Raw genomic sequence first — 24,108 nt, forward strand, 5'->3', positions numbered from 1 at the left:
TTTCCCCTTTTAACTTCCTGTCATCACGCCACTTTGTGCGCGTTATGTTCGTAACTGGATAACCACTCTACCCTTTTCGTAGCGTGATGTGAATCAGCGGCGTAAAAAAGGGAGCCTTGGCTCCCTGAAGGTTTCATTAATTAATGGACTTCTTTCACCTGAAGCTCACGTGGAACCTCAAAGAACATATTTTCCTCGCGGCCTTTGAGCTCTTCAATCGTCGTACCGCCAAGCTCTTCAATACGAGAGATAATCAGGTTTACCAACTCTTCCGGCGCAGAAGCACCTGCGGTAATACCGACTTTGGTTTTCCCTTCAAACCATTCCGCTTTCACGTCTTCTGCACAATCGGTCAGATACCCCGGCGTACCCAGCTTTTCACTGAGTTCACGCAAGCGGTTTGAGTTAGAGCTGTTTTTCGAGCCCACTACCACCAATACATCACACTGAGTCGCTAAATCACGCACGGCATCCTGACGGTTTTGCGTTGCGTAACAGATGTCATCTTTACGTGGGCCTTGAATTTCCGGGAAGACCTTACGCAAAGTTTCAATCACCTCTGCTGTTTCATCCACCGACAAGGTCGTTTGGCTCACGAAATGAAGGTTGGATGGGTCTTTCACGTCCAACTTGTAAACGTCTTCCGGCTTCTCTACCAGATACATGCCACCGGTTTCGCTGGCATACTGTCCCATGCTGCCTTCTACTTCAGGATGCCCAGCATGACCAATTAACACCACTTCCATATTACGGCGGCTGGCACGTGCCACTTCCATATGGACTTTAGTCACCAATGGGCAGGTCGCATCAAACACGGTTAATGCACGGGTTTTCGCTTCATTACGTACCGCTTGAGAAACGCCATGCGCAGAGAAAATCACAATGCTGTCGTCCGGCACTTCGCTGAGCTCTTCAACAAATACCGCACCGCGCGCTTTGAGGCCTTCAACGACAAAACGGTTATGCACCACTTCATGACGTACATAAATGGGTGGCTGATAAAGTTCCAGAGCACGTTCAACGATACTGATCGCGCGATCAACACCGGCACAAAACCCTCGTGGGTTAGCTAGCATGACTTTCATGAGATAGCCCTTTAAGCAACACTGACAATTTCAACGTCAAAGATAACACGATGTCCCGCCAATGGGTGATTGAAGTCCACCGTCACAGATTCGCCCGCCACTTCCGTGACCAGACCCGGGATTTCCTGACCGCCTGGGCCGGAAAAGGCAATGATGGTGCCCTCTTCAGCTGGCGCATCACCTGCAAATAAGCTGCGGTCCATGTGCTGAACGTTATCTGGGTTTGGCTGACCAAAAGCATCTTCAGGTTCCAGTGTGAAGCTTGCCGACTCTCCTTCGGTTAAGCCCAACAGACACTTTTCGAAGTTCTCTGTCAGACTCCCATCACCCATCACCAGCTTCGCAGGTTTACCTGACGTTTTGGTGCTGTCTGCTACTGAACCGTCTTCAAGTTTGATGGTGAAGTGCATGATGACTTCACTGTTTGCAATAATTTGCGCCATTAACTCACTTCCTTTGTTGGCGGGCAATTTACCAAAAGAAACAGCCCCCAAGTCCCCAGTTTCAATTGGGTTATCAAGGTTTTTTATACGACTTGGCGCCGACCACGGAGCAGTCAGCGCCAATTTTTATTTTCGATGCGCGATAGGTTCTACTCGGCTTCAGCCTGAGGCTTTTTTGATGCGATGATGCTTTCCAGCACAATGAGTGCTGCACCAATCACAATCGCAGTGTCAGCCAAGTTGAATGCTGGCCAGTGATTGTTCCCGATAAAGAAATCAAGGAAGTCGACCACATAGCCATGCACCAGACGGTCAAACAGGTTACCAATGGCTCCACCAATCACCAATGCATAAGCAACATTCAGTATACGGTTTGTCGCAGGTGTTTGGCGCATCCAGTAAACCAACATGCCAGAAACACCAAGCGCTATGGCTGCAAAGAACCAACGTTGCCAGCCACCTGCATCGCTCAAAAAGCTGAACGCGGCGCCATAGTTATGAACATAGAGCAGGTTAAAGAATGGCAACACCTCAATGCGGTTCGACCAACCATAACCCATGGTATTCATCACCAGCAATTTGCTGCCGATATCCAGAACGAACACCAGAAGCGCTAGCCATAGCCAGCGCAGTCCTGATTGTTTCGCTGTCAGATCTTTCATCCAGCTTTCCTATCTTGCCTGTTATGCGAACTGGCGCTTTTCGCCTTCGCCATCGATGTTGCTCGCGCAACGGCCACAAATCGCTTCATGACCTTCGATGGTGCCAACATCTGCAACATGGTGCCAGCAACGATCGCACTTCTCTGCGCCAGACTTGGCAACAGTAACAGATAGACCTTCAACATCAGTCGCTACTGCAGCTTCAGGTGCTGCATCAGTGGCAACAACTTCAGCTTTTGACGTCAATAATACGAAGCGCAGTTCATCTCCCATTGCCTGCAGCTTGGCTGCAAACTCAGGTTTCGCATAAAGTGTTACTTCCGCTTCCAGAGAACCACCGATAGTTTTCTCGTTACGAGCAGCTTCCAGCACCTTGTTCACTGCACCGCGCACACGAAGTAGTTCAGCCCAGAATGCGTTGTTCAGTTGCTCGTCTTCACCCAGACCGAACAGACCGTCATACCATACTTCGGTGAAAACAAACTTGTTGCGGTTGCCTGGCATTTCGTTCCAGATTTCATCTGCGGTGAACGACATGATTGGCGCCATCCAGCGAACCAGTGCTTCCACGATATGGAACAGCGCAGTTTGACAGCTGCGGTGCGCGTGACCACCTGCTTTCGCGGTGTACTGACGGTCTTTAATGATGTCCAGATAGAATGAACCCATCTCAACCGAACAGAACTGCATCAGACGTTGCGTAACAGCGTGGAAGTTGCAATCTTCAAACGCTTTCACGATCTCTTCCTGAGCTTCCAGTGCTTTGCCCACTGCCCAGCGGTCTGCAACCACCAGCTCTTCCGCTGCAACCATATCAGTTTCAGGGTTGAATCCGTTCAGGTTCGCCAACAGGAAGCGCGCGGTGTTACGGATACGGCGGTATGCGTCTGCACTGCGTTTCAGGATTTCATCAGAAACTGTCATCTCACCAGTGTAATCGGTTGATGCCACCCACAGACGCAGGATGTCGCCACCCAGCTTGTTCATCACGTCCTGAGGTGAAACCACGTTACCGATAGACTTCGACATCTTGCGGCCTTGGCCATCAACAGTGAAGCCATGCGTCAGAACCTGCTTGTAAGGGGCGTGGTTTTTGATCGCGACAGAGGTCATCAGGGAAGACTGGAACCAACCGCGGTGTTGGTCTGAACCTTCCAGGTACATATCTGCTTCATGGCCTGCAAACTCTTCGCGCTGATTAACAACTGCATAGTGCGTTGCACCTGAATCGAACCATACGTCCAGAGTGTCCAGCACTTTTTCGTAGTTTGCCGCTTCTGCACCAAGCAGTTCTTCAGCGTCAAGATCCCACCATGCCTGAATACCCGTTTGCTCAACTTTCTGAGCCACTTGCTCAATCAGCTCGACGGTGTTGGGGTGCAGCTCTGCCGTTTCTTTGTGAACGAACAGGGCAATTGGCACACCCCAGGTACGCTGACGTGAAATACACCAGTCAGGACGACCTTCTACCATTGACTCAATGCGGCTCTGACCCCACTCAGGGATCCACTGTACGTTTTTGATTTCTTGCAGTGCTTTTGCACGCAGACCCGCTTTCTCCATAGAGATAAACCACTGCGGCGTTGCACGGAAGATAATTGGTGTTTTGTGGCGCCAGCAATGCGGGTAGCTGTGCTCGTAAGCATGATGATGCAGCAGTGCACCGTGCTCTTTCAGCACTTCAACCACGTTATCGTTCGCTTTCAATACGTGTTGACCTGCAAACAGCTCTGTGTCTGACAAGTAAACACCGTTACTACCTACTGGATTTGCTACTTCAAGGTTGTACTTTTGACCAACCGCGAAGTCTTCCTGACCGTGACCAGGTGCCGTGTGAACGACACCGGTACCTGACTCAGTCGTCACGTGATCACCCAGGATCACAGGAACATCGAAGCTATAGAACGGGTGATTAAAACGCAGCAGTTCCAACGCATCACCTTTACAGAAGCCAAGGTTATGGAAATGCTCAATTCCAGCTCGATCCATCACATCCTTAGCAAGCTCTGCTGCCATGATCAGACGACGAGGCGTTTCACCTTCCACCTGAACCAGCACATATTCCAGCGCATCAGAAACCGCGACGGCACGGTTCGCAGGCAGAGTCCAAGGCGTGGTGGTCCAGATAACGATAGACACGTCACCTTGACCGGCATGACCTTCGTTCAGGTTGAACTTAGACAGCACTGCCGCTTCATCAACCGCACTGAACATCACGTCGATGGATGGAGAAACTTTGTTGTAGTACTCGACTTCAGCTTCTGCCAGTGCAGAGCCACAGTCAGTACACCAGTGAACAGGTTTGAAACCTTTGTGCAGGTGAGCGTTACCCGCGATTTTACCCAGCGCGCGGATGATGTTTGCTTCGGTGTCAAAGTCCATGGTCAGGTATGGTTTTTCCCACTCACCCAACACACCCAGACGTTTGAAGTCTGCCTTCTGGCCTTCAACCTGCTTCGCAGCGTACTCACGACACTTCTGACGGAATTCAGCAGCAGACACTTTCTGGCCTGGCTTGCCGACTTTTTTCTCAACCATCAGTTCAATAGGCAGGCCGTGACAGTCCCAACCTGGTACGTAAGGTGCGTCAAAGTCCGAAAGGGTTTTGGACTTAATAATAATGTCTTTAAGAATTTTGTTTACGGAGTGACCAATGTGAATATTGCCGTTCGCATACGGAGGGCCGTCATGCAAAATGAAAGATTTTTTGCCTTTCTTCGCTTTACGGATTTCACCGTAAAGATCTTCGTCGTACCAGCGCTTGAGCATTTTTGGCTCGCGCTGTGCAAGATTCCCTCGCATCGGAAACGCGGTTTCCGGCAAGTTTAAGGTATCTTTAAAGTCACTCATTGATTGTTCATTCCGTATATGGACGTTTAGACATTATTTCTCATCATGCTCAGCCAGCCACGCACGCGCTGTCTGGGCATCAATTCCGATTTGGGCTTTCAACTCATCGAGCGAGCCAAATTTCATCTCGTCGCGCAATTTATGTAAGAGCTGCACTTCGATCTGAAGACCATAGAGATCACGCTCCAGGTCAAAAAGGTGTACTTCCAGTTGTTGGCGTACACCGTTGACAGTAGGCCGTGTACCGACATTCGCCACACCACCCAGACATTGTTCTCCTTCAATTCCGCCAACGCGCACAACGTACACGCCAGAAACTGGCGATACTCGACGCTTAAGCGGCACATTTGCTGTCGGAAAGCCTATGGTTCGACCCAGCTTGTTGCCATGGGATACACGGCCGCTAATGCTATAAGGACGGCCAAGCATGGTTTCAGCTTCACTCTGATGTCCCGCAGCTAATTCATTACGAATCGCAGTACTGCTGACACGTTGTTCAGAAACAGTAAAGCTGTCAGTGCTTACCACTTGAAAACCGGCAGTTTGGGCCTCGTTCTGCAAATAAGAGAAATCGCCCTGACGCTTAGCGCCAAAGCGAAAATCATCACCAACCACGAGAAACTTAACACCCAATTGTTCAGCCAACAAGCGATGAACAAAGTCATGCGGCGTGATAGAAGCAAATTTGGCGTTGAAGTTAACCATCACGAGACGCTCAACACCAAGCTTGGACAGTTGAACGTACTTATCCCGAAGCCTTGTGAGTCTTGCAGGAGCATTTTCTCCTGAAAAAAGTTCCCGCGGCTGGGGCTCAAACAGCATCACCGTTGAAGGCAATCCAAATTCACGTGCTTTTTCCACTACGCGGCGCAGCACTTCCTGATGACCTAAATGGACACCGTCAAAGTTACCTATTGTCAGCACGCAACCACGATGTCTATCGCGGATGTTATGGATACCCCGAATTAATTCCATAGCGGTATAACTGCTTTCCCTTAAAAAAACCGACGGATTATATACTAATCAGAAGCCGCAATCAGCCTTCAGCGCGAAGTTGATGCGGCCGCAGGCCCAAAATTACCAGAGACACCACGTAAGTCATTGCTCCCGAAACAATTAAACCAGCCAGCGTATATACCCGTTGCCAAAAATCCATCGCCAGCCACTGCTCAAACACCGGCATGGAGTAATAAACCACAGTACCCATGAGTACCACACCGACGATAAGACGCAGGGTGAATATCACGGTATCTTTGCTCACTCGGTAAACCTGCTGCTTGTGGAGGCCGCGATACAATAGGCCTGCATTAACCAAAGCAGACAACGCCGTTGCAATCGCCAATCCGACATAACCGTAGAAATAAGCAAAAATCAGGTTGAACACCATGTTGCTTGCCATGGCTATAATGCCATATCGCACGGGCGTTTTGGTGTCCTGCCGCGCGAAATAACCAGGTGCAAGCACCTTAATCAACATAAAGTTAAGCAAACCTGACGAATAAGCGATTAGGGACATCGCCGCTGCATTAACGTCATCTGCACCAAACTCACCGCGCATGAAAAGCACCATCAACATCGGCTTGGCGAGGACGATCATCCCGACCATTGCTGGAACCCCTAATAGCAGCACCATGCGCACGCCCCAATCCATTGTTGAAGCAAATTGCCCTGCCGTTTTCTCAACGTATTTTTTAGATAGTGCTGGCAGAATAACGGTCGCAATCGCGATACCGAAAAGACCTAATGGAAACTCCAAGAGGCGGTCTGAGTAGTACAACCAGCTGATAGAGCCAGTCGCCAGAAAACTCGCGATAAAGGTATCCAGTAAGAGGTTGATCTGGCTAACCGATACCCCAAACAATGCCGGGATCATCAGAGTCCGGATTTTCACAACCCCCGGATGCGACCAGCCCCACTTGGGGCGAACCAACATCCCTTCCCGGTAAAGGAACGGGATTTGGAAACCAAACTGAATAAGGCCACCCAGAAATACACCAATACCCAGCCCTATCTCAGGTTGGTCCATATTCGGTGAAATCCAGATCGCCGCAAAGATCATGGCAATATTAAGGAATACTGGCGTAAAGGATGAAACCGCAAAACGACCCAAGGTATTTAGTATCGAACCCGCCAGAGCCACAAAAGTGATAAACCAAAGATAAGGAAACGTGATCTTGAGGATCAGAGAGGCCAATTCAAATTTGTGAGCTGAAGGACCACCGTTCATCCAATCGAGGAACCACCCCATCCCGAACAATGCCGTGATAACCGGTGAGGCAATCACACCAAACAAGGTAACGATTGTCACTAACAGACCCAGTGTGCCCGACACATAGGCAATCAGCTCTCGGGTTTTGTTTTTATCTTCACTGGCTTGATATTCTGCCAGCACCGGGACGAAAGCCTGTGAGAATGCACCTTCAGCGAAAAGACGTCGCAGGAAGTTAGGGATTTTGTTGGCAAAGAAGAAAACATCCGCCGCCGCGCCTGCACCCATTAAATTCGCTATCACCACATCGCGTGCAAGACCCATTACGCGCGAAATCATGGTCATTGAACTGACAATTAATCCAGAGCGAAGTAATCGCTTTGACACCTATATCCCCTTAAAAAACAAAAGGAAGTAAACCTGCTCACCTGTCGCCCGCACCCCCTATAGTTATAAAAAGGAAGGAGGCACCTTTAATAGCACGAAAAGCACAGATAAAAGGCTTACTTCAAGTAAAGAATGCTGGTAGAATCTGCCGCCATATTAACCGCGATGTTCGCAGCACGCCAATCTTAAGGTGAGTGCGGCGGATATTTGCACAAATGAATTGACAACTCGGGTAAAACGAGGCATATTCCTCGGCCTTAAATTGTCACCGAATATAAGATTTGGGAGTTAGACCCTTGGCGAATATCAAATCTGCTAAGAAGCGTGCAATCCAATCTGAGAAGCGTCGCCAGCACAACGCAAGCCGTCGCTCAATGATGCGCACTTACCTGAAAAAAACTATCGCAGCTATTACAGCAGGCGATAAAGAAGCGGCTACTAAAGCATTTGCTGAAGCGCAACCTATCTTGGACCGCATGGCTACTAAAGGCCTTATCCACAAGAACAAGGCTGCTCGTCATAAAGCTGCTCTATCCGCTCAAATCAAAGCTCTGTAATAGCGCTCCGATTTGAAATAAAAAAACCGGCTCATAGCCGGTTTTTTTATTTGTTCTAATTTTTATTTACTGCAATACAACTGGTGTAGTGTTGTCATGATGGTTTGTACTTCTACACTTTTCAACGAATAGTAGACTGTCTGCGCTTCTTTTCTTGTCGCCACCAAGCCATCACGTCTTAACCAGGCTAAGTGTTGAGATAATGCAGACTGACTGAGTTCGAGCTTCTCACTCAGCTTACCAACCGACATTTCCCCTTCCAGCAGATAACAGAGTATGAAGAGTCTGCGCTCGTTGGCCATTGCTTTCAGCAACTGCACGGCCTTTGGCCCAGCTTCCTGCATCTGTTTCAATTCCATACTTACTGTCCGCTAAAAAATACGTCTAAAGGTTTGTTTGTGTTTGACTTAAGTTTAACATTGTTCGGAGCAGTAACAATGGCCCGCGCTTAAGAATGCTATAAAGGTGTTGAGACTTAGTGAAACAATTTGCTTAAATCGGCTTCACATATACGTTTTACCGCGGGATGTTGAATCATCCGCTCTGCAAAGATCACATAGTATTCCTCTTTCAATGCTTCTACCTTCGCAACCTCCTGCACATTAGGTAATTCCAACACGTCTGAAGAGTAGAATGTAGGCGCGACAAACATCGCTTTGTGATTCGAGCCAAAAGCTTTAATCAGCGCTGCATCATCAAACTCCCCAAGAATAGTTGGGGTGATCCCTTGGCTATCAAACCAATGCATCAACTTTCGTCCCATGGCAGTTCGCGTGCTCGGAATCAGTAGCTTGTGTTCTTCAATCTCTGCTGGGAAACGTTTCTTGGTAAAGTCAGCCGAGCAAAAAAAACTCATCAGGCTCTCACCAATCTTCACACTGAAAAGGCCGGGGCTTTGCGTGGAATCCACTGGGCAGTCAGAAAGAATCATATCGAGCTTATGCTGACTGAGCTGTTCGAGCAAAAGTTCGTGAGTTGATTCAAAACAACGCAGGTGAATACCATCATCTTCCGGCAGCGCTTTCAGTAGTACACGACTGACCAAGCTCTTTGATAGTGCATCGGCTACCCCAACATCAAACAGTTGGTGCTCCCGTTGACTGTAGTTAACGATATCAAGCATTTCATAGCTCAGTCCAAACATCTTGTCCGCGTATTTGAAGACAAGTTGCCCAAGCTCGGTGGGCTCGATATTCCTGCCAGCACGCTTGGTCAGTTTGCCCTTAAGACGCTCTTCAAGTGCTCTTATCTGCCCTGTGACAGTCTGTGGTGTCAGAAACAAAGCATCTGCAGCCTTGGATACTGAGCCTTGCTTACAGACCATCCAGAAGTAATAGAGGTGGTTATAGTTTAAATGTGACATGTGTTCTCAACGAAAAAACGCCAGGCACGTTATCCGCGGCTGGCGTTTTGACCTGTTAGCTTATCCTTTCTTGGCAATGGTGGAGGTCCTGTAACGACCACCTGCGCGCTGCTGAGGCGCTCTGCCTAATAGGGTGTCTTTGTAAAAGCTAGGCGTTGTTGTTAGTGATATTTTTTCAACAACCTCCGGTTGGGTTGTTTCCAGCCCAGCAAGGAAAGCCTTGCAAACATCTGTCGAATTATCATCAAAACAGTGCGAATACTTATCCGTTGCCAGCGCTGGTGCAGCAAAAAGACCACCGCTAATAATCAATGCTAACTTTTTTCTCATCGCTATCTTCCTCCACCTCGCTCGATTTCGGCAATACAGCATTCAGCAGAGCATAACCTGCGACAGCCGAGATAGTTGAGCCAATCAGAATGCCCAGTCGTGAGAAGGTAATGTATGTGTCATCTACCCCGACAAACGCCAGCGACGAAATAAAGATAGACATAGTAAAGCCAATACCACATAACAAAGACACGGCAAAGATCTGCTTAAAATCGACATTTTCCGGCAAACGGGCAACACCCAGTTTCACTGCAGCCCAACTGAATGTAAATATACCCAGTGGCTTACCAATCAACAGACCCAAAGCGATACCCAGCGGAAGCATATTAGTCAGACTTTCCATCGATACACCTTCCAGCGAAACGCCCGCACTTGCAAACGCAAAGATTGGCAGGATAAGAAACGCAACGTATGGATGTATTGCATGCTCAAGTGCTTTGAGCGGTGACTTACCATCTTTCCCACCTTCCAGTGGAATAACAAAGCCCAATACCACGCCCGCCAAAGTAGCGTGCACACCTGATTTCAAAACGCTAAACCAAAGTACGGCACCCACCAGTAAATACCACCTGGTTTGAGTCACACCTTTTGCGTTCATCAAAAATAGAGCAGCCGTAGAAAGGAAAGCAACAGTCAATGCTGCGATTGATAGGTCACTACTGTAGAACAGCGCAATAATCACGATAACTCCAAGGTCATCGATAATTGCCAGTGCCAGTAGAAAGACTTTCAGTGCCAATGGTACACGTTTACCCAACAGTGCCATGACGCCCAGCGCGAAGGCTATGTCTGTCGCCGCAGGAATCGCCCACCCAGCTTGAGTGACAGGATCACCAGCATTGAACGCTAAATAAACCAGAGCAGGCGCTAGCATACCGCCTACTGCAGCGATAGCTGGGAAAATCGCTTTTTCTTTTGTGTTTAGAGCACCTTCGATCAGCTCTCTTTTTACTTCCAGTCCAATCAGCAAGAAGAAGATGGCCATTAAGCCGTCATTGATCCAATGCGCGACAGAAAGACCAGCCACATAGCTGTGAAGTACTCCGTCATACACTGGCTGCAGGGGTGAGTTGGCAACAATCATTGCCAAAATAGCTGCAAATATCAGCACTAAACCACCAGCTGATTCCATCTTCATAAACTGACGAATCGCATCAGTCATTAAAAGCACTCCGTTAAATTAATTAATCTCTACTAGTCTAGGCGCCGATCATCGATAAAGAAAAATCGGTTCTTCGGAGATTAAACATCGAAATATCCGAAGTATCCAATCAAAATTGTTACTTTTTTCGCAACGAAAATCGGTAGCTCTGCAATAAACATCTCCAGTCCAGCCTGCATTAAGCTCCATACCGGTTCAAGTGCCTATTTTTTATACTGCGACTCTACCCTCCATACCCACAACTTATCTTTCTGTTTTTTATATGAATATGTACATGTGACACAAAGTCTTTACACCCTTTCTTATCAATGGCTAATGCACCAACTTATAACTGTCATATTAGTGAAATATTTCGTACCTAATATCCGCGCCAGATACTTTCACTGACACAAATCTGACATTTAACTGTCACGGAGATTTCTCTTATGACCTCCCAAGCCTCTACTGCTGCACCGATTAACAGCTCTAAGAATTGGGTACGTTGGGCCAACCTGGCACTTATGCTTTATGTACTGCTTCTGGCAGTATCCATGGTTGGAAGTGGTTTTAAATGGGCTGCGGGTGACGAAGCTAAAACCTTATTCGAGTTCGCGTCCCACCCAGTTGCAGGTCTGATGATTGGTATCGTAGCGACTGCGCTCATCCAGTCTTCAAGTACTGTGACTTCTATTATTGTTGGTCTAGTCGCTGGCGGCCTGCCTGTTGAGACAGCCATTCCTATGGTGATGGGTGCAAACATCGGCACCACCGTGACCAACACGCTGGTAAGCCTGGGTCACGCTCGCTGTAAAGACGAATTCCGCCGTGCATTTACTTGTGCGACTGTCCATGACTTCTTTAACCTGATTGCTGTTGCTATCTTCCTGCCACTGGAAATGATGTTCGGTCTGCTGGACAAGATCTCAAGCTGGTTGGTTGCACCATTCATGTTTGAAGGTAGCTTGAGCATGAAAGGTCTGGACTTCATGGGTCCGATCACTAAGCCACTGGTTAATGGTACGAAAGAAATGCTGTCTGTCCTTCCAGGTAACTGGGGCGGCGTAGTACTGGCTTTAATGGGTATTGCATTGATCTTCGCTTCTATCACCTTGATGGGCAAACTGATGCGCTCTCTGATGGTTGGCCGTGCAAAAGAGATGCTACACAAAGCAATCGGTCGTGGTCCTCTCCACGGCATTATGTCTGGCACTTTGGTAACTATCCTGGTTCAGTCTTCTTCTACGACCACCAGCCTGATGGTTCCGCTGGTTGGTACCAACGTACTGAAGGTACGCGATGTTTATCCGTTTACTCTGGGTGCGAACATTGGTACCTGTATCACTGCTCTGCTGGCAGCAACGGCGGTAACCGGTCCAAACGCGGTCTTTGCTCTTCAGATCGCTCTGGTACACTTGGCATTCAACATTCTGGCAACCCTACTGATCTTCGGTACACCATTCCTGCGTGAAATCCCACTGAAGTGTGCGGAAATGCTGGGTGACGCTGCAGCAAAGAACAAGATGGCCGTCGTGGCTTACTTAGGTCTGGTATTCATCGCAGTTCCTTCGCTAGTGATGCTGGTAACCCAATAAGCAAAACTGAAAAACTGATTTGAAAACGCCCGCAAATGCGGGCGTTTTTGTATTTAGCGTTCTGCAGGAGCAATACCAAATATTCCAGAAAACAAAAAAGCGGTACTGATAATCATCAGTTACCGCTCTTTTCTTTCCTAGGACCTTCTCTTAATAGGAGCTGCTCTTCCTAACTTTCAAACCTTAAATCGCAATCGGCGCTTTAATCGACGGCTGGGCTTCATAACCTTCAATCTCAAAATCTTCCAACTTGTAGTCAAAGATGGAGTTCGGCTTACGTTTGATTGCCAAGGTTGGGCGATTACCTGGCTCACGCTTGAGCTGCTCGTATACGATGTCATCGTTCAAGTGATTGTGATAAAGGTGGACATCACCAAAGGTATGAACGAAATCACCCACTTCCAAATCGCACTGCTGCGCAATCATATGGGTGAACAGCGCGTAACTGGCTATATTGAAAGGCACGCCCAGAAAGTAGTCTGCGCTGCGCTGGTAAAGCTGGCATGACAACTTGCCATCAGCTACATAGAACTGAAACAAACAGTGGCATGGTGCCAGTGCCATCTTGCCTTGCTCTGCATTTGCTTGCGGGCTGATGGTCTCGTCAGGCAGGTCAGCAGGGTTCCACGCCGTAATAATGTGGCGACGCGAATTTGGCTTGGCTTTGATCTGCTCAATCAGCTCAGCAATCTGGTCAACCGTTGAACCGTCCGGACAGGCCCATGAACGCCACTGAGCTCCGTAAACCGGGCCTAGATCGCCCTCTTCTGTCGCCCACTCGTCCCAGATTGTTACATTATTTTCTTGGAGATACTTGATGTTGGTATCGCCATTGAGGAACCAAAGCAACTCATGGATGATGGCGCGAGTGTAAAGCTTTTTGGTGGTCAGCAGCGGAAAGCCTTCACTAAGATCGAAACGCATCTGACGTCCAAAAACAGATCGTGTACCCACTCCAGTACGGTCACCGCGGTCGGTGCCGTTATCAATGATATCCTGCATCAAATCAAGATATTGCTTCATGACTCTTCCTTTCTTTTACTACCCGCCATAGCGGGGTGACAAATCACAAATATAAAGAAAGCCGCAGAGATCTGCGGCTTAAACTGAAATTATTATACGGAGCGCGCTGCGCTTGGGTCTCTGCGATAAGCCCAGACTACCATTAACACACCCACAATAATCATTGGCGTCGACAATATTTGTCCCATGCTGATCCAATCACCAAATAGGCCCAAATGTGCGTCAGGCTCGCGATAAAACTCAACAATAAAGCGGAACGCCCCGTAGCCAATCAGGAAGAGACCGGAAACGGCACCGGCAGGTCGCGGCTTCTTGATAAACCAGTTAAGGATGAGGAACAATACGATGCCTTCCAGCAAAAATTCGTAAAGCTGCGAAGGATGACGTGCAATTGGGCCTCCTGTCGGAAAAATCATTCCCCATGGCATATCTGTCGCACGCCCCCAAAGCTCACCATTGATAAAGTTACCCAGACGGCCTGCACCCAGCCCAAATGGTACCAGCGGCGCAATAAAGTCTGAAACAGCGAAGAAAGTCCGCTTGGTCTTGCGGGCATACCAAGCCATGGCTGCAATCACACCCAACAATCCACCGTGAAAAGACATGCCGCCTGTCCACACTTTGAACAGGAATAAGGGATCGGCAAGGAAAGCGTCAAATTGATAAAACAGCACGTAGCCAATACGACCGCCTAACACGACGCCTAAGAAGCCTGCGAACAGTAAGTCACCTACTTCATCTCTTGTCCATCCACTACCCGTTTTGTCTGCACGGCGGTTAGCTAACCAGAGCGCAAACGCAAAACCAGCAAGGTACATCAAGCCATACCAGCGAACTGCCAGCGGCCCGATTTCAATCAGGACAGGATCTATTTGGGGAAATGTCAGTGACATAAATTCGTCTTCCTTAGCTAAAAAACATGCTTGCGCCAACTACGAGCAAAAACACCGCGAATACGCGTTTTATGATGGGTGTCGGTAATTGGGTCGCAAGTCTAGCACCGTAGCGTGTTGTCATTACGGAAGTGACTACAATACCAATCAACGCAGGTAAGTAAACATAACCAACACTGTAGGGTGGTAGCGCTTCGGGTTGATTCAGCCCGAAAAAGATAAAACCAATGACACCGGAAAACGCCAAAAAGACACCGCACAGTGAAGCACTTCCGATGGCTTTTCGCATTTCGACGCCATGATAATGCAGGTAAGGCACGGTCAATGAACCGCCACCAATTCCCGCAAGGCTGGCTATCATACCAATCGCTGTCCCGCTGGTCATACTTCCTAGGGTGGAAGGTAACGGTCTGGCAGACTTAACCCTCAGCGATAATGCCATTTGAAGAGCAAGCAGCAACACAATAGCCCCAAACACTTTCGGCAAATATTCTGTCGGCATACGGTCTGCAATACCACTACCCAGCAATCCACCAAGTAAAATGCCTGGTAGCAGGGTACGGGTAACTGAAGGCTGAACATTGCCTAAGCGATAGTGCGTGTAAGCAGAAGAAGATGAGGTTACAACAATACTGGCAAGCGAGGTGGCAAGCGCCATTGGCATCACAAGATTTCCAGCAATCCCTGCCCAGGGGAGGAGAACACTCAGCGCAGGCACAACAATAAGACCACCACCGATCCCCAATAACCCGGCCAGCAAACCAACAACGCCCCCCAACAAAAGGCAAACGCCAAATAACCACAATGTGGCTTCTAACATGAAAGATCCCTATTGGCGCTGCACTTTTTGGGAAGCCAGATCACCCTATTTACCTACCCGGATCAAACCACCGAGATTATGCCGCTCTAAAAAGGCTTCTGAGGCGTTTCTTATATCACGCGCTAACGACAATTGTTGGACCGCCGCCGAGTGCGACTTAAGCTCTGCACTAGGAACATGACGTAATACGTATTTTATTTTCGCCACACTTCGGGTGTTCATACTGAGCTGTCGATAACCCATTCCCACCAATAAAACCGCGCCGATAGGATCACCGGCAAACTCACCACAGACACTCACCGGCAGTTTGAGCCGACGGCTGTTGTCGAGGATTTGCTTCAGCACGGCCAACACTGAGGGATGAAATGTATCATAGACATCTGCAACACGGGCGTTGTTTCTATCCACTGCCAGCAAATACTGTGTCAGGTCATTGGTACCGACTGAAAGGAAGTCGATGTGTGGGGCAATAGTATCCAGTTGGTAAAGGACGGACGGCACCTCCACCATGATCCCAAGCTTTGGCTGCTTCAAGGTCTCACTGTGCTGCGCAGCGATTTCAGACACTTCTGAAAATGCTCTTTCTATTAGACTTTTGGCTTCCAAAAGCTCTGATAAACCAGAGATCATCGGCAGCAAGATAGATAGGTTATCTCGACCGATGCTGGCACGCAGCATGGCTCGCACCTGAATAAGGAAGATATCTGGATGATCTAAAGTGAATCGAATCCCGCGCCACCCAAGGAACGGGTTGTCTTCTTCGATTTTAAGGTAAGGCAAAGGCTTGTCGCCACCAATATCCAGCGTACGCATCACCACAGGCTGCTTGGGGTAACAATCCAAAATCGAACGGTATTGGTTCACCTGATCGTCTTCAGACGGGAAGCTTCTCTGCATCAGAAAAGGCACTTCGGTTCGGTAAAGCCCAACGCCATCAACTCCACGGTTTATAGCAATGCTGGTATCAGCGCTAAGTCCTGCATTCAAGTGGACTTCAACCCGAACGCCATCGGCGGTTTCTGTCTTCTTAGTGAAGGCACTTTCGACTTCCTGTTGTAATTCAAGCTCCTCATCGCGAAGACGCTCGTACTCTTCAAGCACCTGAGGCGCAGGCTCAACCAGCAACCGGCCCTTGAAACCGTCAAGCACGATCTGCTTGCGGTGAACTAACTGCGGGCTGAATTCAACCCCCATGACAGCAGGAATACCTAGCGCTCTTGCCAGAATCGCGGCGTGGGCGTTCACCGCCCCCTCTTCAGCGACCACGCCCGCTAAACGATCGCGGGGGATCGCGGCCAGCATCGCAGCTGTCAGTTCACGAGCAAACAGCACGATAGGCTCATCAAAATTCCACTGTTTAATCTCCTGGTTCTCAAGGAAATAAATCAGACGCTGACCCAGCTCCTTCACATCATTGGCTCGTTCGCGAAGATAAGGATCTGACATGTTCTGGAACCGCTCAGCAAACGCATCGATGGTTTGCTTCACCGCCCACTCTGCCAAATCGCCATTTTGAATGCGTTCATTCATGGCTTTGCGCAACATCGGATCGTTCAGGAGGTGGATAAAAAGATCGAAGATCGCCAACGTATCCTGATTCAGGTCACTGTCAAAACGCTTCCGCAAACGTCGGAATTCGGTAACGGCAGCGCTGATAGCACCATCCAATCTATCGCGCTCTTTTTGTGTATCAAGGCAAGAAGCAGGGAATACCAAATCAAGACGTGGCTGTGAAACATCACACCATGCTTTGGCAATAGCAACACCTGGCGAAGCTGCCGCACCCTCGAGCAATAACGCTCCTTTAGCATTGTTAGGCCAGAAGCCCTGAGCTTTGGCATGGGCAAACACCACCGCAAGTTGGGCAGCGAGCGTGACAAGGAATGACTCTTCACTTTCATCAAACTGGCGTGAATCACGCTGCTGGACAACCAAAACTCCCAGCACCTTCCGGCGATAAATAATGGGTGTACCAAGAAAGGCATGGAAAATGTCTTCGCCGATATCAGGAAAGTGTTTGAAGTCACTATGTGAGCTGGCAAGTGCAAGGTTGATAGGCTCAGCACGGCGGCCAACCAACCCCACCAGGCCTTCATCAAAGGAGAGAGAAACACGGCGTGCACCGGCATTGAGTCCCTGCGTAGCCATGAGATCATATTGTTCGCGGTCATAATCGGCAATGTAGACAGAGCAACACTCCGTCTGCATCGCTGAACAGGTCTCACGTACCAAGACATTGAGCGCCTGTTTGACGTCGGTGGACGACGCTACATTGTTAACGATATCCCGCAGTTTCGTCAGCATCGGCGCCCTCGACGTTTATCCTTAGTTCTTCGCTGTGCCCCGTTTGCCTTTCCGTTTGCTTTTTCTTTCGCGAAAAGGCATCGCCATAGGCGCAAATTCTTTCATCGCGCGTCGATAAACTTCACGTTTAAACGACACCACTTGCCTTACGGGGTACCAATAACTGACCCAACGCCAGCCATCAAATTCCGGCGTCCCCCCGCGTTGCATGTTCACCTTTGACTCGTCACACTCCAGCTTCAGCAAAAACCATTTTTGCTTCTGGCCGATACACACTGGCTTGGATTCCCAGCGTACCAGACGTTTAGGTAATTTATAGCGTAACCAGTGACGACTGGTAGCTAGAACTCTTACGTCTTTCTTTGCTAACCCTACTTCTTCGTATAGTTCACGGTACATGGCCTGTTCAGGAGTTTCACCGTCATCAATACCACCTTGTGGGAATTGCCAAGAGTGTTGTCCGTATCGACGAGCCCAGAGAACTTGACCGTGGCTGTTACAAATTACTATCCCTACATTGGGACGGTAGCCATCGCCATCTATCACTGGACGACCTCAAATATAAATCTCTATTACCAGTGATTTTTTCACACTATGTGCACAGTGGTAAACAAACATTGTGTATGAGACGCATTTTTTGGGGGCTTTAACCGCCTTTATGGATAAATTCCCCCTCGCTCCAAAGTTATAAACAATCCGGTGAGACTGCGCGCACATTTATTCACGCTTTCTGTGGATACATTTGTGCAGAACAGACTTCAAACTGAATAAAAGTGTCGCAGTATAGAAAATAAAGGATACATTACGGACTTACAAAATAAAAATATCTCTCTATTTTTCATTAATATAGATAATAACACTATCGTAGCTCGCGTAAAGATTGGTGTCCAAATTTATAACGATCTTAAAATGGTCAAAGATCAATCAAACTTATACTTACCCACACAGCTCGTTCACTTTAACGCCAACACGTTCCAAAATTAACCACATTCTGTGAGTAAAACCACTGTATAGGCATCCATGACCCACTTTTATGCATTTCTTAAGCTGATCAATGTGGATAACTCAAAGATAAATGCAAAAATCAGTGGATCCATTTGGTAGAGGCTGATAGCGTTCTCATCAGATTAATCGTATTCAAAGCCATTATGATTCCAGCCCCAACATCTGAAGTTGAACTCCTTGAACGCGCCTTTTCCTTGGCGGGTTATACGCTTGGCGAGCTTGCTGAGCAACACGGGCTGGAGTGTCCGGCTGATCTTCGCCGTGAAAAAGGCTGGGTAGGCATGTTATTGGAGACATGCTTGGGAGCCACGGCGGGCAGTAAACCCGAACAGGATTTCCAAGAGATCGGGATCGAGCTGAAATCGATTCCGATCAGCCATACCGGAAAACCACTGGAAACCACGTTTGTCTGTGTTGCACCACTGACAGGGGTTCAGGGACTGACTTGGGAACAAAGCCACATTCGCAATAAGTTATCCAAAGTGCTTTGGATCCCGGTTGAAGGTGAACGGGAAATACCGGTATGTGAGCGTCATGTCGGCATGCCTTTGCTATGGCAACCCTCTGAAGATGAAGAAGCGCAGCTCAAAGCGGATTGGGAAGAGTTAATGGAGTTTATCGTGCTGGGCAAGGTACATGAAATCAGCGCCAGACATGGTGAGTATTTACAGCTTCGTCCTAAAGCAGCAAACAGCAAAGCAAAAACGGAAGCTTATGGTGCAAAAGGCCAACCCATCAAAACCTTGCCCCGTGGCTTTTATCTTCGCACCCAGTTCACGGGCAAGATACTCGCCCGCCACTTTATGCTGCCAGAAAGCGAAAGCTAACCTTACAGCGTAATTTCCATGTCTTCGTTACAGCTTGTGTCTGCGGGTCCAAATTCGTCATAGGGGTCAAGCAGGCGAAGCGTGGCTTTTTTCACGCCGACCTTACGAAGTTTTTCCGACACCTGCTCCATGTTGTCAAAATGCAGCACCTCGTCGGTATTGTCATCTTTCAAAGGCTCAAGTTTGTGTCTGACTTCTACTTCCACCACATACTGCGCACCACCTGCATGCGCGATCACATAGCAATGGGGTACGTTGTCGGGGTGAGCCTGTATCCAGCTCTTCAATTGCTTTAATTTCATTTCGTTACCCGCATTGTTAATCGAATGTTAACTTTAGTATATGGTGTCAGAATACTGAGTGTGATTTAAAACTGATATTTCTGACCGCTTCTATGTGAGTGATTTGCGACAGTTCAAACTCTCAAGTGGTGCGGCTGACTGATCTGCTTTTTTTTCGCTTGTACCGTCAAGAAAATTTCCTAAGATGGAAAGTAAAGCTCGTACATCTCTTCAACGTAATTCCCATCGCCCATGAGATGCAGCCCAAGGAGAAAGGATGCAATACCACACACTTCCCCACACCAACCTGGAAGTCAGTAAGATTTGTCTCGGCACCATGACGTATGGTCAGCAAAACACCGAAGCGGATGCTCATCAGCAGCTTGATTTTGCGCTCAATCGCGGTGTGAACTTTATTGACACGGCGGAAATGTATTCGGTGCCACCGACACCAGAAACACAAGGCCTGACTGAACAATATATTGGTACTTGGCTGCAAAAGTCCGGTAAGCGCGACAAAGTGATTATCGCCACTAAAGTCGCCGGCCCGCGTGGCGTGCCTTATATCCGTGAAAATATGTCGCTGGATCGTCGTAATGTTCGTCAAGCAGTAGATAATAGCCTTGCACGCCTGCAAACAGACTACATCGATCTCTATCAGGTGCACTGGCCTCAGAGACACGTAAACAGCTTTGGAGAATTGAATTATGACCATCAGGACGAAAACTCCGGTGTCACCCTGTTAGACACTCTGGATGCGCTGGCTGAATTGGTGCGTGAAGGAAAAATCCGCCATATTGGTGTATCCAACGAAACCCCATGGGGTGTAATGAGTTACCTTCGTTTGGCAGAGAAACATAGCCTGCCGCGCATAGTCTCCATTCAAAATCCTTATAATCTGCTGAACCGGAGCTTTGAAGTTGGCTTATCTGAGATTAGCCATCTGGAAGGCGTCGAGCTTCTAGCCTATTCACCGCTGGCTTTTGGTATTCTGAGTGGCAAATACATTAATGGAGCCAAACCTGAAGGCGCACGCTGTACACGCTGGGAGCGTTTTTCTCGGTACTTCACTGAGCAAGGGCAGGCAGCGACTCAAGCCTATGTCCATCTCGCAAAGGAATTCGCCATTGCTCCGGCACAGATGGCGCTGGCCTATGTGAACACCCGATCGTTTGTCGCCAGTAACATCATTGGCGCCACCACAATGGAACAACTTAAATCCAACATCGACTCCATTGATGTCGAGTTACCACAAGATTTGCTGAAACGTATTGAAGAGATCGGCAAGCAATACTCCAACCCTTGCCCATAACTCTGATATAAAAAGAAAAGCGCCATCAGGCGCTTTTTTATTGTCTAGCGGGAGCCACAAAGATCTGTGACTCCCTTTCGATTACGTAGTCAGGTTCAGCCTTAGCTTCCTGCGCATTCTAGCCACTTCGCGTTGAGCCTTGAATTGAGGGGCAACGCTGTGACCAATAGAGAAACCATCCTTTTCGAATCCAATATCTCGCAGAAGGTGCTCAGACAAAGGTTCGCCAACATAACGAATTCGGCGATGGGCTTTTCTCCAGGCAGACTCTTCACGTTTGATATCCATGCGGACAAAAAACACGGCCAGACGCAGGTAGATAGATTGGTTCATGACGGACTCCTTGATGAGTTATAGGAGGCCTTGGATAGATTGCGTGCGAGGGATCTTGATAGGGAAGTGTCGCTCAGAGCCGCAGTCGTATCCGCGGCCCATTTGCTAAAAGGGTGCGGACTAGTGTACAGGTTTTCGCTTATCTGCGCACAGATGAGTGGCGCAATTAATGACGGATGTAAGCTGTTGATTTGTCATCTTTTGCCTCCTTTCTGCGTAAACCTGCGGAACATTCCGCACTTGTAAATTCCCTGTTAATACTAATGATCTATATCAATATATCAACGCGTTATTTGATATAACAATGAATTTAGTGGCATGTTCTTTTTCAAATAACCTGAGCAAAGTTTCACCCTATCGTGTTCGAAGTTTTGCCTATTTAAAAGGACATTTCGCTCTTCACTAGTCAGTTTTAAAATTAATCTCTCCGGCAACAGTCGTCCCAAAATAATCAATCAGTTACACAACTGTAGGAAGACCGATCAAACTCATCTCTTTTACGGATAGTAAGTAACTATATTCAATCTTTTTAGTAGATATTATGTCGCTATTGACTGAGAGGAATAAACCATGAGAACTGCTGCTGACCGTATTCGACACGCCATCGCCTTTGAGGTGATTGGCCTTATTCTCATCGTGAGCATTTTGTCCCTGTTTGGTTTTGATGCGGCACACACAGGCGTGTTGGGTGTAGTTTTTTCCGTCCTCGCGACAGGTTGGAACTACATCTATAACCTTTGGTTCGACAAAGCTATGATGAGATTCGCAGGTAAGACTGAGAAGACACAGAAGCACCGTATTCTTCATGCGGTGCTGTTTGAGCTGGGCCTATTGTGGATAACACTACCCGCTATTGCTTGGTGGCTGAACATCAATCTGTGGCAAGCCTTCCTGATGGACATTGGTCTGGTGGCTTTCTATCTGGTTTATGCATATATCTACAATCTGATGTACGACAAAGTGTTCCCAATCAACGAGGGGAAACTTGCTAGCCAATAAAGCTAGAGACGAAAAAAAAACCGCCTGACCAGACGGTTTTTTCGTTTCAGCTAATCACTTAGCGAAAGCTACGTGGCGCCGGGATCAAGCTGTGCTTGTTCAGCAGGCGATACATAGTTGCACGGGATACACCCAGTTCTTTCGCAGCCGCAGATACTTGGCCATTGTTGCTTTCCAGTACCGCAAGCAATGCATCGCGCTCAGATTCTTCACGGATCTTACGCAGACTCTGTTTGTAATCGCCCTGACGTGGCAGATCCAGATGCTCAGCTTCAATCACCAGATTATCAGCCAGCAGTACTGCACGTTTTACTTGGTTGATCAGCTCACGTACGTTACCCGGCCAGCTGTAGTTGGTCAGGATCTTATTCGCCTCTTCAGAGAAAGTACGTGCTTGTGTGTTGTACTGACGTGCAAACTTCAGCAGGAAGTGTTCAGCCAGCTCAGGAATGTCTGCACTGCGCTCTTTTAGTGAAGGAACTGAGATACGCAAAACATTGAGACGGTAGAACAGATCTTCGCGGAACTGACCTTCAGCGACCGCTTTTTCCAGATCCATGTGCGTTGCAGCAATAACACGGACATCGATCTCTTTCGAGTACTTGTCGTCGTGTGTTTCTACCGTACCATCTTGCAACAGGTGCAGGAGATTCGCCTGAAGATTCAATGGCAAGTCACCGATTTCATCCAAGAATAGAGTACCTTGGTGCGCTTGCTGTACTTTTCCTTCTGTCGTGCCATCACCAAAGAGCTCGTCTTGAATAAGCTTTTCTGGCAACGCACTGCATTTCACTGAAATGAACGGACCTTTCGCGCGGGTAGAAGCATTATGAATCGCCATACCCACCAGTTCTTTACCGGTACCGCTTTCACCGTTGATTAGCACTGATACGTCTGTGGGTGCTACACGGCGAACCTGATCGCGAAGCTTCTTCATCACAGACGTTTTACCTAGCAGACCCATGTCACTGTGGTCGCCCAGTTGAGGCCATACGTGGCGCTCGAGTTTCAGCATACCCAGTTGGTGACCGATGGTGCTCATCAGCTGGCTATCTGGAATTGGAGAAGTGAAGTAGTCGATGCAGAAGCTCACGATGAACTGACAAATTGCATCATTGTTAAGTTGATCTTCGCGGATCAGCGCCAACCAGCGAACCTGCTTGTTGCGGTTTACCAGTGATGCGACACCGTTAAGACTGAAATCATCGTGGCTGATGTCCACAATACCAATGCAAGGACCAATGTCCTGAAGGAGAGATTGTGCTGCTCTGAGGTCATAACAGCGGTGACAACGCCAACCTGCTTGTTCCAGTGTTGCCAGCCAAGGTTCGTAAGTTCCGCCTACTACGACGAGTGAACTTGGAACCGCCTCAGATCTGAATTGCATACCCATAACGCCTGCCTTTAGTCATCCGTTAACGACACGTGTTCAAAATGTTGTGAGTATCATTATATTTTGTAAGACAAGCAGGTCTGTCTCAATGTAGATACAAAGTGGCTCTCAAATCAGCATAGTTCCCATATAAGACACTTTTGCTGTTCGATTTGCTGACAACATAGGCAACAAGTAGCTGACATAAATATCATTAATTTTAGTAAGTTAGACTATTCTACGATGCCTAAAAAAGCTATCAAAATGGCCAGTATTTCAAACACTTCTCATTTTTGAGAAATTTAGAATTATCTCTAAAA

23 protein-coding genes are annotated in these 24,108 nt (G+C 48.1%); 5 read left to right on the plus strand and 18 right to left on the minus strand.

Annotated features, from left to right (window positions below):
* Window positions 1-140: 140 nt before the first annotated feature.
* The 6 genes from ispH to murJ all read right to left on the minus strand — a co-directional run bounded on the left by ispH (window position 141) and on the right by murJ (window position 7,636).
* Window positions 141-1,085, minus strand: coding sequence for a 4-hydroxy-3-methylbut-2-enyl diphosphate reductase (gene ispH / locus VP504_RS08215; RefSeq protein WP_325893810.1), 945 nt, complete (start codon window positions 1,083-1,085; stop codon window positions 141-143).
* Between the two features lie 11 nt (window positions 1,086-1,096).
* Window positions 1,097-1,528, minus strand: coding sequence for an FKBP-type peptidyl-prolyl cis-trans isomerase (fkpB, locus tag VP504_RS08220; RefSeq protein WP_062706014.1), 432 nt, complete (start codon window positions 1,526-1,528; stop codon window positions 1,097-1,099).
* A 149-nt stretch (window positions 1,529-1,677) separates the two neighbouring features.
* Entirely contained in the window at window positions 1,678-2,190 is a 513-nt protein-coding gene (lspA, locus tag VP504_RS08225; RefSeq protein WP_325893811.1) for a signal peptidase II, read from the minus strand.
* A 21-nt stretch (window positions 2,191-2,211) separates the two neighbouring features.
* Complete coding sequence (ileS, locus tag VP504_RS08230) at window positions 2,212-5,040, minus strand: isoleucine--tRNA ligase (protein WP_325893812.1); 2,829 nt, start codon at window positions 5,038-5,040, stop codon at window positions 2,212-2,214.
* A 33-nt stretch (window positions 5,041-5,073) separates the two neighbouring features.
* Complete coding sequence (gene ribF / locus VP504_RS08235) at window positions 5,074-6,015, minus strand: bifunctional riboflavin kinase/FAD synthetase (protein ID WP_325893813.1); 942 nt, start codon at window positions 6,013-6,015, stop codon at window positions 5,074-5,076.
* A gap of 61 nt (window positions 6,016-6,076) precedes the next feature.
* Complete coding sequence (gene murJ, locus VP504_RS08240) at window positions 6,077-7,636, minus strand: murein biosynthesis integral membrane protein MurJ (RefSeq protein WP_325893814.1); 1,560 nt, start codon at window positions 7,634-7,636, stop codon at window positions 6,077-6,079.
* Between the two features lie 296 nt (window positions 7,637-7,932).
* On the opposite strand from murJ, the gene rpsT reads away from it, so the two are divergent.
* Window positions 7,933-8,193: a 30S ribosomal protein S20 gene (rpsT, locus tag VP504_RS08245; protein ID WP_325893815.1), complete on the plus strand. Its 261-nt coding sequence runs from the start codon at window positions 7,933-7,935 to the stop codon at window positions 8,191-8,193.
* A 62-nt stretch (window positions 8,194-8,255) separates the two neighbouring features.
* Here the strand turns inward: rpsT and VP504_RS08250 are convergent, their stop codons facing one another.
* The 4 genes from VP504_RS08250 to nhaA all read right to left on the minus strand — a co-directional run bounded on the left by VP504_RS08250 (window position 8,256) and on the right by nhaA (window position 11,048).
* Window positions 8,256-8,552, minus strand: a complete 297-nt coding sequence (locus VP504_RS08250; RefSeq protein WP_325893816.1) for an ArsR/SmtB family transcription factor — start codon at window positions 8,550-8,552, stop codon at window positions 8,256-8,258.
* Between the two features lie 116 nt (window positions 8,553-8,668).
* The gene (gene nhaR, locus VP504_RS08255) at window positions 8,669-9,556 is read right to left on the minus strand and encodes a transcriptional activator NhaR (protein ID WP_325893818.1); all 888 of its coding nucleotides are present in this window, start codon (window positions 9,554-9,556) and stop codon (window positions 8,669-8,671) included.
* 60 nt (window positions 9,557-9,616) lie between these two features.
* Window positions 9,617-9,886, minus strand: a complete 270-nt coding sequence (locus VP504_RS08260; RefSeq protein ID WP_325893819.1) for a hypothetical protein — start codon at window positions 9,884-9,886, stop codon at window positions 9,617-9,619.
* Window positions 9,858-11,048, minus strand: coding sequence for a Na+/H+ antiporter NhaA (gene nhaA / locus VP504_RS08265; RefSeq protein WP_325893820.1), 1,191 nt, complete (start codon window positions 11,046-11,048; stop codon window positions 9,858-9,860). The genes VP504_RS08260 and nhaA overlap by 29 nt, the downstream gene beginning before the upstream one ends.
* A gap of 425 nt (window positions 11,049-11,473) precedes the next feature.
* On the opposite strand from nhaA, the gene VP504_RS08270 reads away from it, so the two are divergent.
* Entirely contained in the window at window positions 11,474-12,619 is a 1,146-nt protein-coding gene (locus VP504_RS08270) for a Na/Pi symporter (protein ID WP_325893821.1), read from the plus strand.
* Between the two features lie 183 nt (window positions 12,620-12,802).
* Here the strand turns inward: VP504_RS08270 and VP504_RS08275 are convergent, their stop codons facing one another.
* The 5 genes from VP504_RS08275 to rppH form a co-directional block, all read right to left on the minus strand.
* On the minus strand, window positions 12,803-13,642 hold the full coding sequence (locus tag VP504_RS08275) for a thymidylate synthase (protein ID WP_325893822.1): 840 nt from the start codon (window positions 13,640-13,642) through the stop codon (window positions 12,803-12,805).
* A gap of 92 nt (window positions 13,643-13,734) precedes the next feature.
* Window positions 13,735-14,535 (minus strand): prolipoprotein diacylglyceryl transferase, encoded by an 801-nt coding sequence (gene lgt, locus VP504_RS08280; RefSeq protein WP_325893824.1) that lies wholly within the window; start codon window positions 14,533-14,535, stop codon window positions 13,735-13,737.
* A 13-nt stretch (window positions 14,536-14,548) separates the two neighbouring features.
* Complete coding sequence (locus VP504_RS08285; RefSeq protein WP_325893825.1) at window positions 14,549-15,355, minus strand: sulfite exporter TauE/SafE family protein; 807 nt, start codon at window positions 15,353-15,355, stop codon at window positions 14,549-14,551.
* A gap of 45 nt (window positions 15,356-15,400) precedes the next feature.
* Window positions 15,401-17,659 (minus strand): phosphoenolpyruvate--protein phosphotransferase, encoded by a 2,259-nt coding sequence (ptsP, locus tag VP504_RS08290; RefSeq protein WP_325893826.1) that lies wholly within the window; start codon window positions 17,657-17,659, stop codon window positions 15,401-15,403.
* Window positions 17,660-17,680: 21 nt separating this feature from the next.
* On the minus strand, window positions 17,681-18,205 hold the full coding sequence (gene rppH, locus VP504_RS08295; RefSeq protein WP_325893827.1) for an RNA pyrophosphohydrolase: 525 nt from the start codon (window positions 18,203-18,205) through the stop codon (window positions 17,681-17,683).
* Between the two features lie 602 nt (window positions 18,206-18,807).
* On the opposite strand from rppH, the gene mutH reads away from it, so the two are divergent.
* Window positions 18,808-19,491 (plus strand): DNA mismatch repair endonuclease MutH, encoded by a 684-nt coding sequence (gene mutH / locus VP504_RS08300; protein ID WP_251876547.1) that lies wholly within the window; start codon window positions 18,808-18,810, stop codon window positions 19,489-19,491.
* Window positions 19,492-19,493: 2 nt separating this feature from the next.
* Here the strand turns inward: mutH and VP504_RS08305 are convergent, their stop codons facing one another.
* Window positions 19,494-19,793: a DUF6482 family protein gene (locus tag VP504_RS08305; RefSeq protein WP_062667251.1), complete on the minus strand. Its 300-nt coding sequence runs from the start codon at window positions 19,791-19,793 to the stop codon at window positions 19,494-19,496.
* Between the two features lie 256 nt (window positions 19,794-20,049).
* Between VP504_RS08305 and VP504_RS08310 the strand changes: the two genes are divergently transcribed.
* Complete coding sequence (locus tag VP504_RS08310) at window positions 20,050-21,084, plus strand: NADP(H)-dependent aldo-keto reductase (protein ID WP_325893828.1); 1,035 nt, start codon at window positions 20,050-20,052, stop codon at window positions 21,082-21,084.
* Window positions 21,085-21,165: 81 nt separating this feature from the next.
* On the opposite strand, the gene VP504_RS08315 is transcribed toward VP504_RS08310, so the two are convergent.
* Complete coding sequence (locus VP504_RS08315; protein WP_325893830.1) at window positions 21,166-21,417, minus strand: hypothetical protein; 252 nt, start codon at window positions 21,415-21,417, stop codon at window positions 21,166-21,168.
* Window positions 21,418-21,987: 570 nt separating this feature from the next.
* Between VP504_RS08315 and VP504_RS08320 the strand changes: the two genes are divergently transcribed.
* The gene (locus VP504_RS08320) at window positions 21,988-22,416 is read left to right on the plus strand and encodes a PACE efflux transporter (RefSeq protein ID WP_325893832.1); all 429 of its coding nucleotides are present in this window, start codon (window positions 21,988-21,990) and stop codon (window positions 22,414-22,416) included.
* 58 nt (window positions 22,417-22,474) lie between these two features.
* On the opposite strand, the gene VP504_RS08325 is transcribed toward VP504_RS08320, so the two are convergent.
* Entirely contained in the window at window positions 22,475-23,809 is a 1,335-nt protein-coding gene (locus tag VP504_RS08325; protein WP_325893833.1) for a sigma-54 dependent transcriptional regulator, read from the minus strand.
* Window positions 23,810-24,108 lie beyond the last annotated feature (299 nt).

This window comes from Grimontia sp. NTOU-MAR1 (assembly GCF_035758505.1).
In the GTDB taxonomy this organism is placed as follows: domain Bacteria; phylum Pseudomonadota; class Gammaproteobacteria; order Enterobacterales; family Vibrionaceae; genus Enterovibrio; species Enterovibrio marinus.

What these genes read in the sequence shown, in the direction of transcription:
- ispH (WP_325893810.1), bottom strand. Translation starts at nt 1,085, where the DNA reads ATGAAAGTCATGCTAGCTAACCCACGAGGGTTTTGTGCCGGTGTTGAT.
- fkpB (WP_062706014.1), bottom strand. Translation starts at nt 1,528, where the DNA reads ATGGCGCAAATTATTGCAAACAGTGAAGTCATCATGCACTTCACCATC.
- lspA (WP_325893811.1), bottom strand. Translation starts at nt 2,190, where the DNA reads ATGAAAGATCTGACAGCGAAACAATCAGGACTGCGCTGGCTATGGCTA.
- ileS (WP_325893812.1), bottom strand. Translation starts at nt 5,040, where the DNA reads ATGAGTGACTTTAAAGATACCTTAAACTTGCCGGAAACCGCGTTTCCG.
- ribF (WP_325893813.1), bottom strand. Translation starts at nt 6,015, where the DNA reads ATGGAATTAATTCGGGGTATCCATAACATCCGCGATAGACATCGTGGT.
- VP504_RS08250 (WP_325893816.1), bottom strand. Translation starts at nt 8,552, where the DNA reads ATGGAATTGAAACAGATGCAGGAAGCTGGGCCAAAGGCCGTGCAGTTG.
- nhaR (WP_325893818.1), bottom strand. Translation starts at nt 9,556, where the DNA reads ATGTCACATTTAAACTATAACCACCTCTATTACTTCTGGATGGTCTGT.
- VP504_RS08260 (WP_325893819.1), bottom strand. Translation starts at nt 9,886, where the DNA reads ATGAGAAAAAAGTTAGCATTGATTATTAGCGGTGGTCTTTTTGCTGCA.
- nhaA (WP_325893820.1), bottom strand. Translation starts at nt 11,048, where the DNA reads ATGACTGATGCGATTCGTCAGTTTATGAAGATGGAATCAGCTGGTGGT.
- VP504_RS08270 (WP_325893821.1), top strand. Translation starts at nt 11,474, where the DNA reads ATGACCTCCCAAGCCTCTACTGCTGCACCGATTAACAGCTCTAAGAAT.
- VP504_RS08275 (WP_325893822.1), bottom strand. Translation starts at nt 13,642, where the DNA reads ATGAAGCAATATCTTGATTTGATGCAGGATATCATTGATAACGGCACC.
- lgt (WP_325893824.1), bottom strand. Translation starts at nt 14,535, where the DNA reads ATGTCACTGACATTTCCCCAAATAGATCCTGTCCTGATTGAAATCGGG.
- VP504_RS08285 (WP_325893825.1), bottom strand. Translation starts at nt 15,355, where the DNA reads ATGTTAGAAGCCACATTGTGGTTATTTGGCGTTTGCCTTTTGTTGGGG.
- ptsP (WP_325893826.1), bottom strand. Translation starts at nt 17,659, where the DNA reads ATGCTGACGAAACTGCGGGATATCGTTAACAATGTAGCGTCGTCCACC.
- mutH (WP_251876547.1), top strand. Translation starts at nt 18,808, where the DNA reads ATGATTCCAGCCCCAACATCTGAAGTTGAACTCCTTGAACGCGCCTTT.
- VP504_RS08305 (WP_062667251.1), bottom strand. Translation starts at nt 19,793, where the DNA reads ATGAAATTAAAGCAATTGAAGAGCTGGATACAGGCTCACCCCGACAAC.
- VP504_RS08310 (WP_325893828.1), top strand. Translation starts at nt 20,050, where the DNA reads ATGCAATACCACACACTTCCCCACACCAACCTGGAAGTCAGTAAGATT.
- VP504_RS08315 (WP_325893830.1), bottom strand. Translation starts at nt 21,417, where the DNA reads ATGAACCAATCTATCTACCTGCGTCTGGCCGTGTTTTTTGTCCGCATG.
- VP504_RS08320 (WP_325893832.1), top strand. Translation starts at nt 21,988, where the DNA reads ATGAGAACTGCTGCTGACCGTATTCGACACGCCATCGCCTTTGAGGTG.
- VP504_RS08325 (WP_325893833.1), bottom strand. Translation starts at nt 23,809, where the DNA reads ATGGGTATGCAATTCAGATCTGAGGCGGTTCCAAGTTCACTCGTCGTA.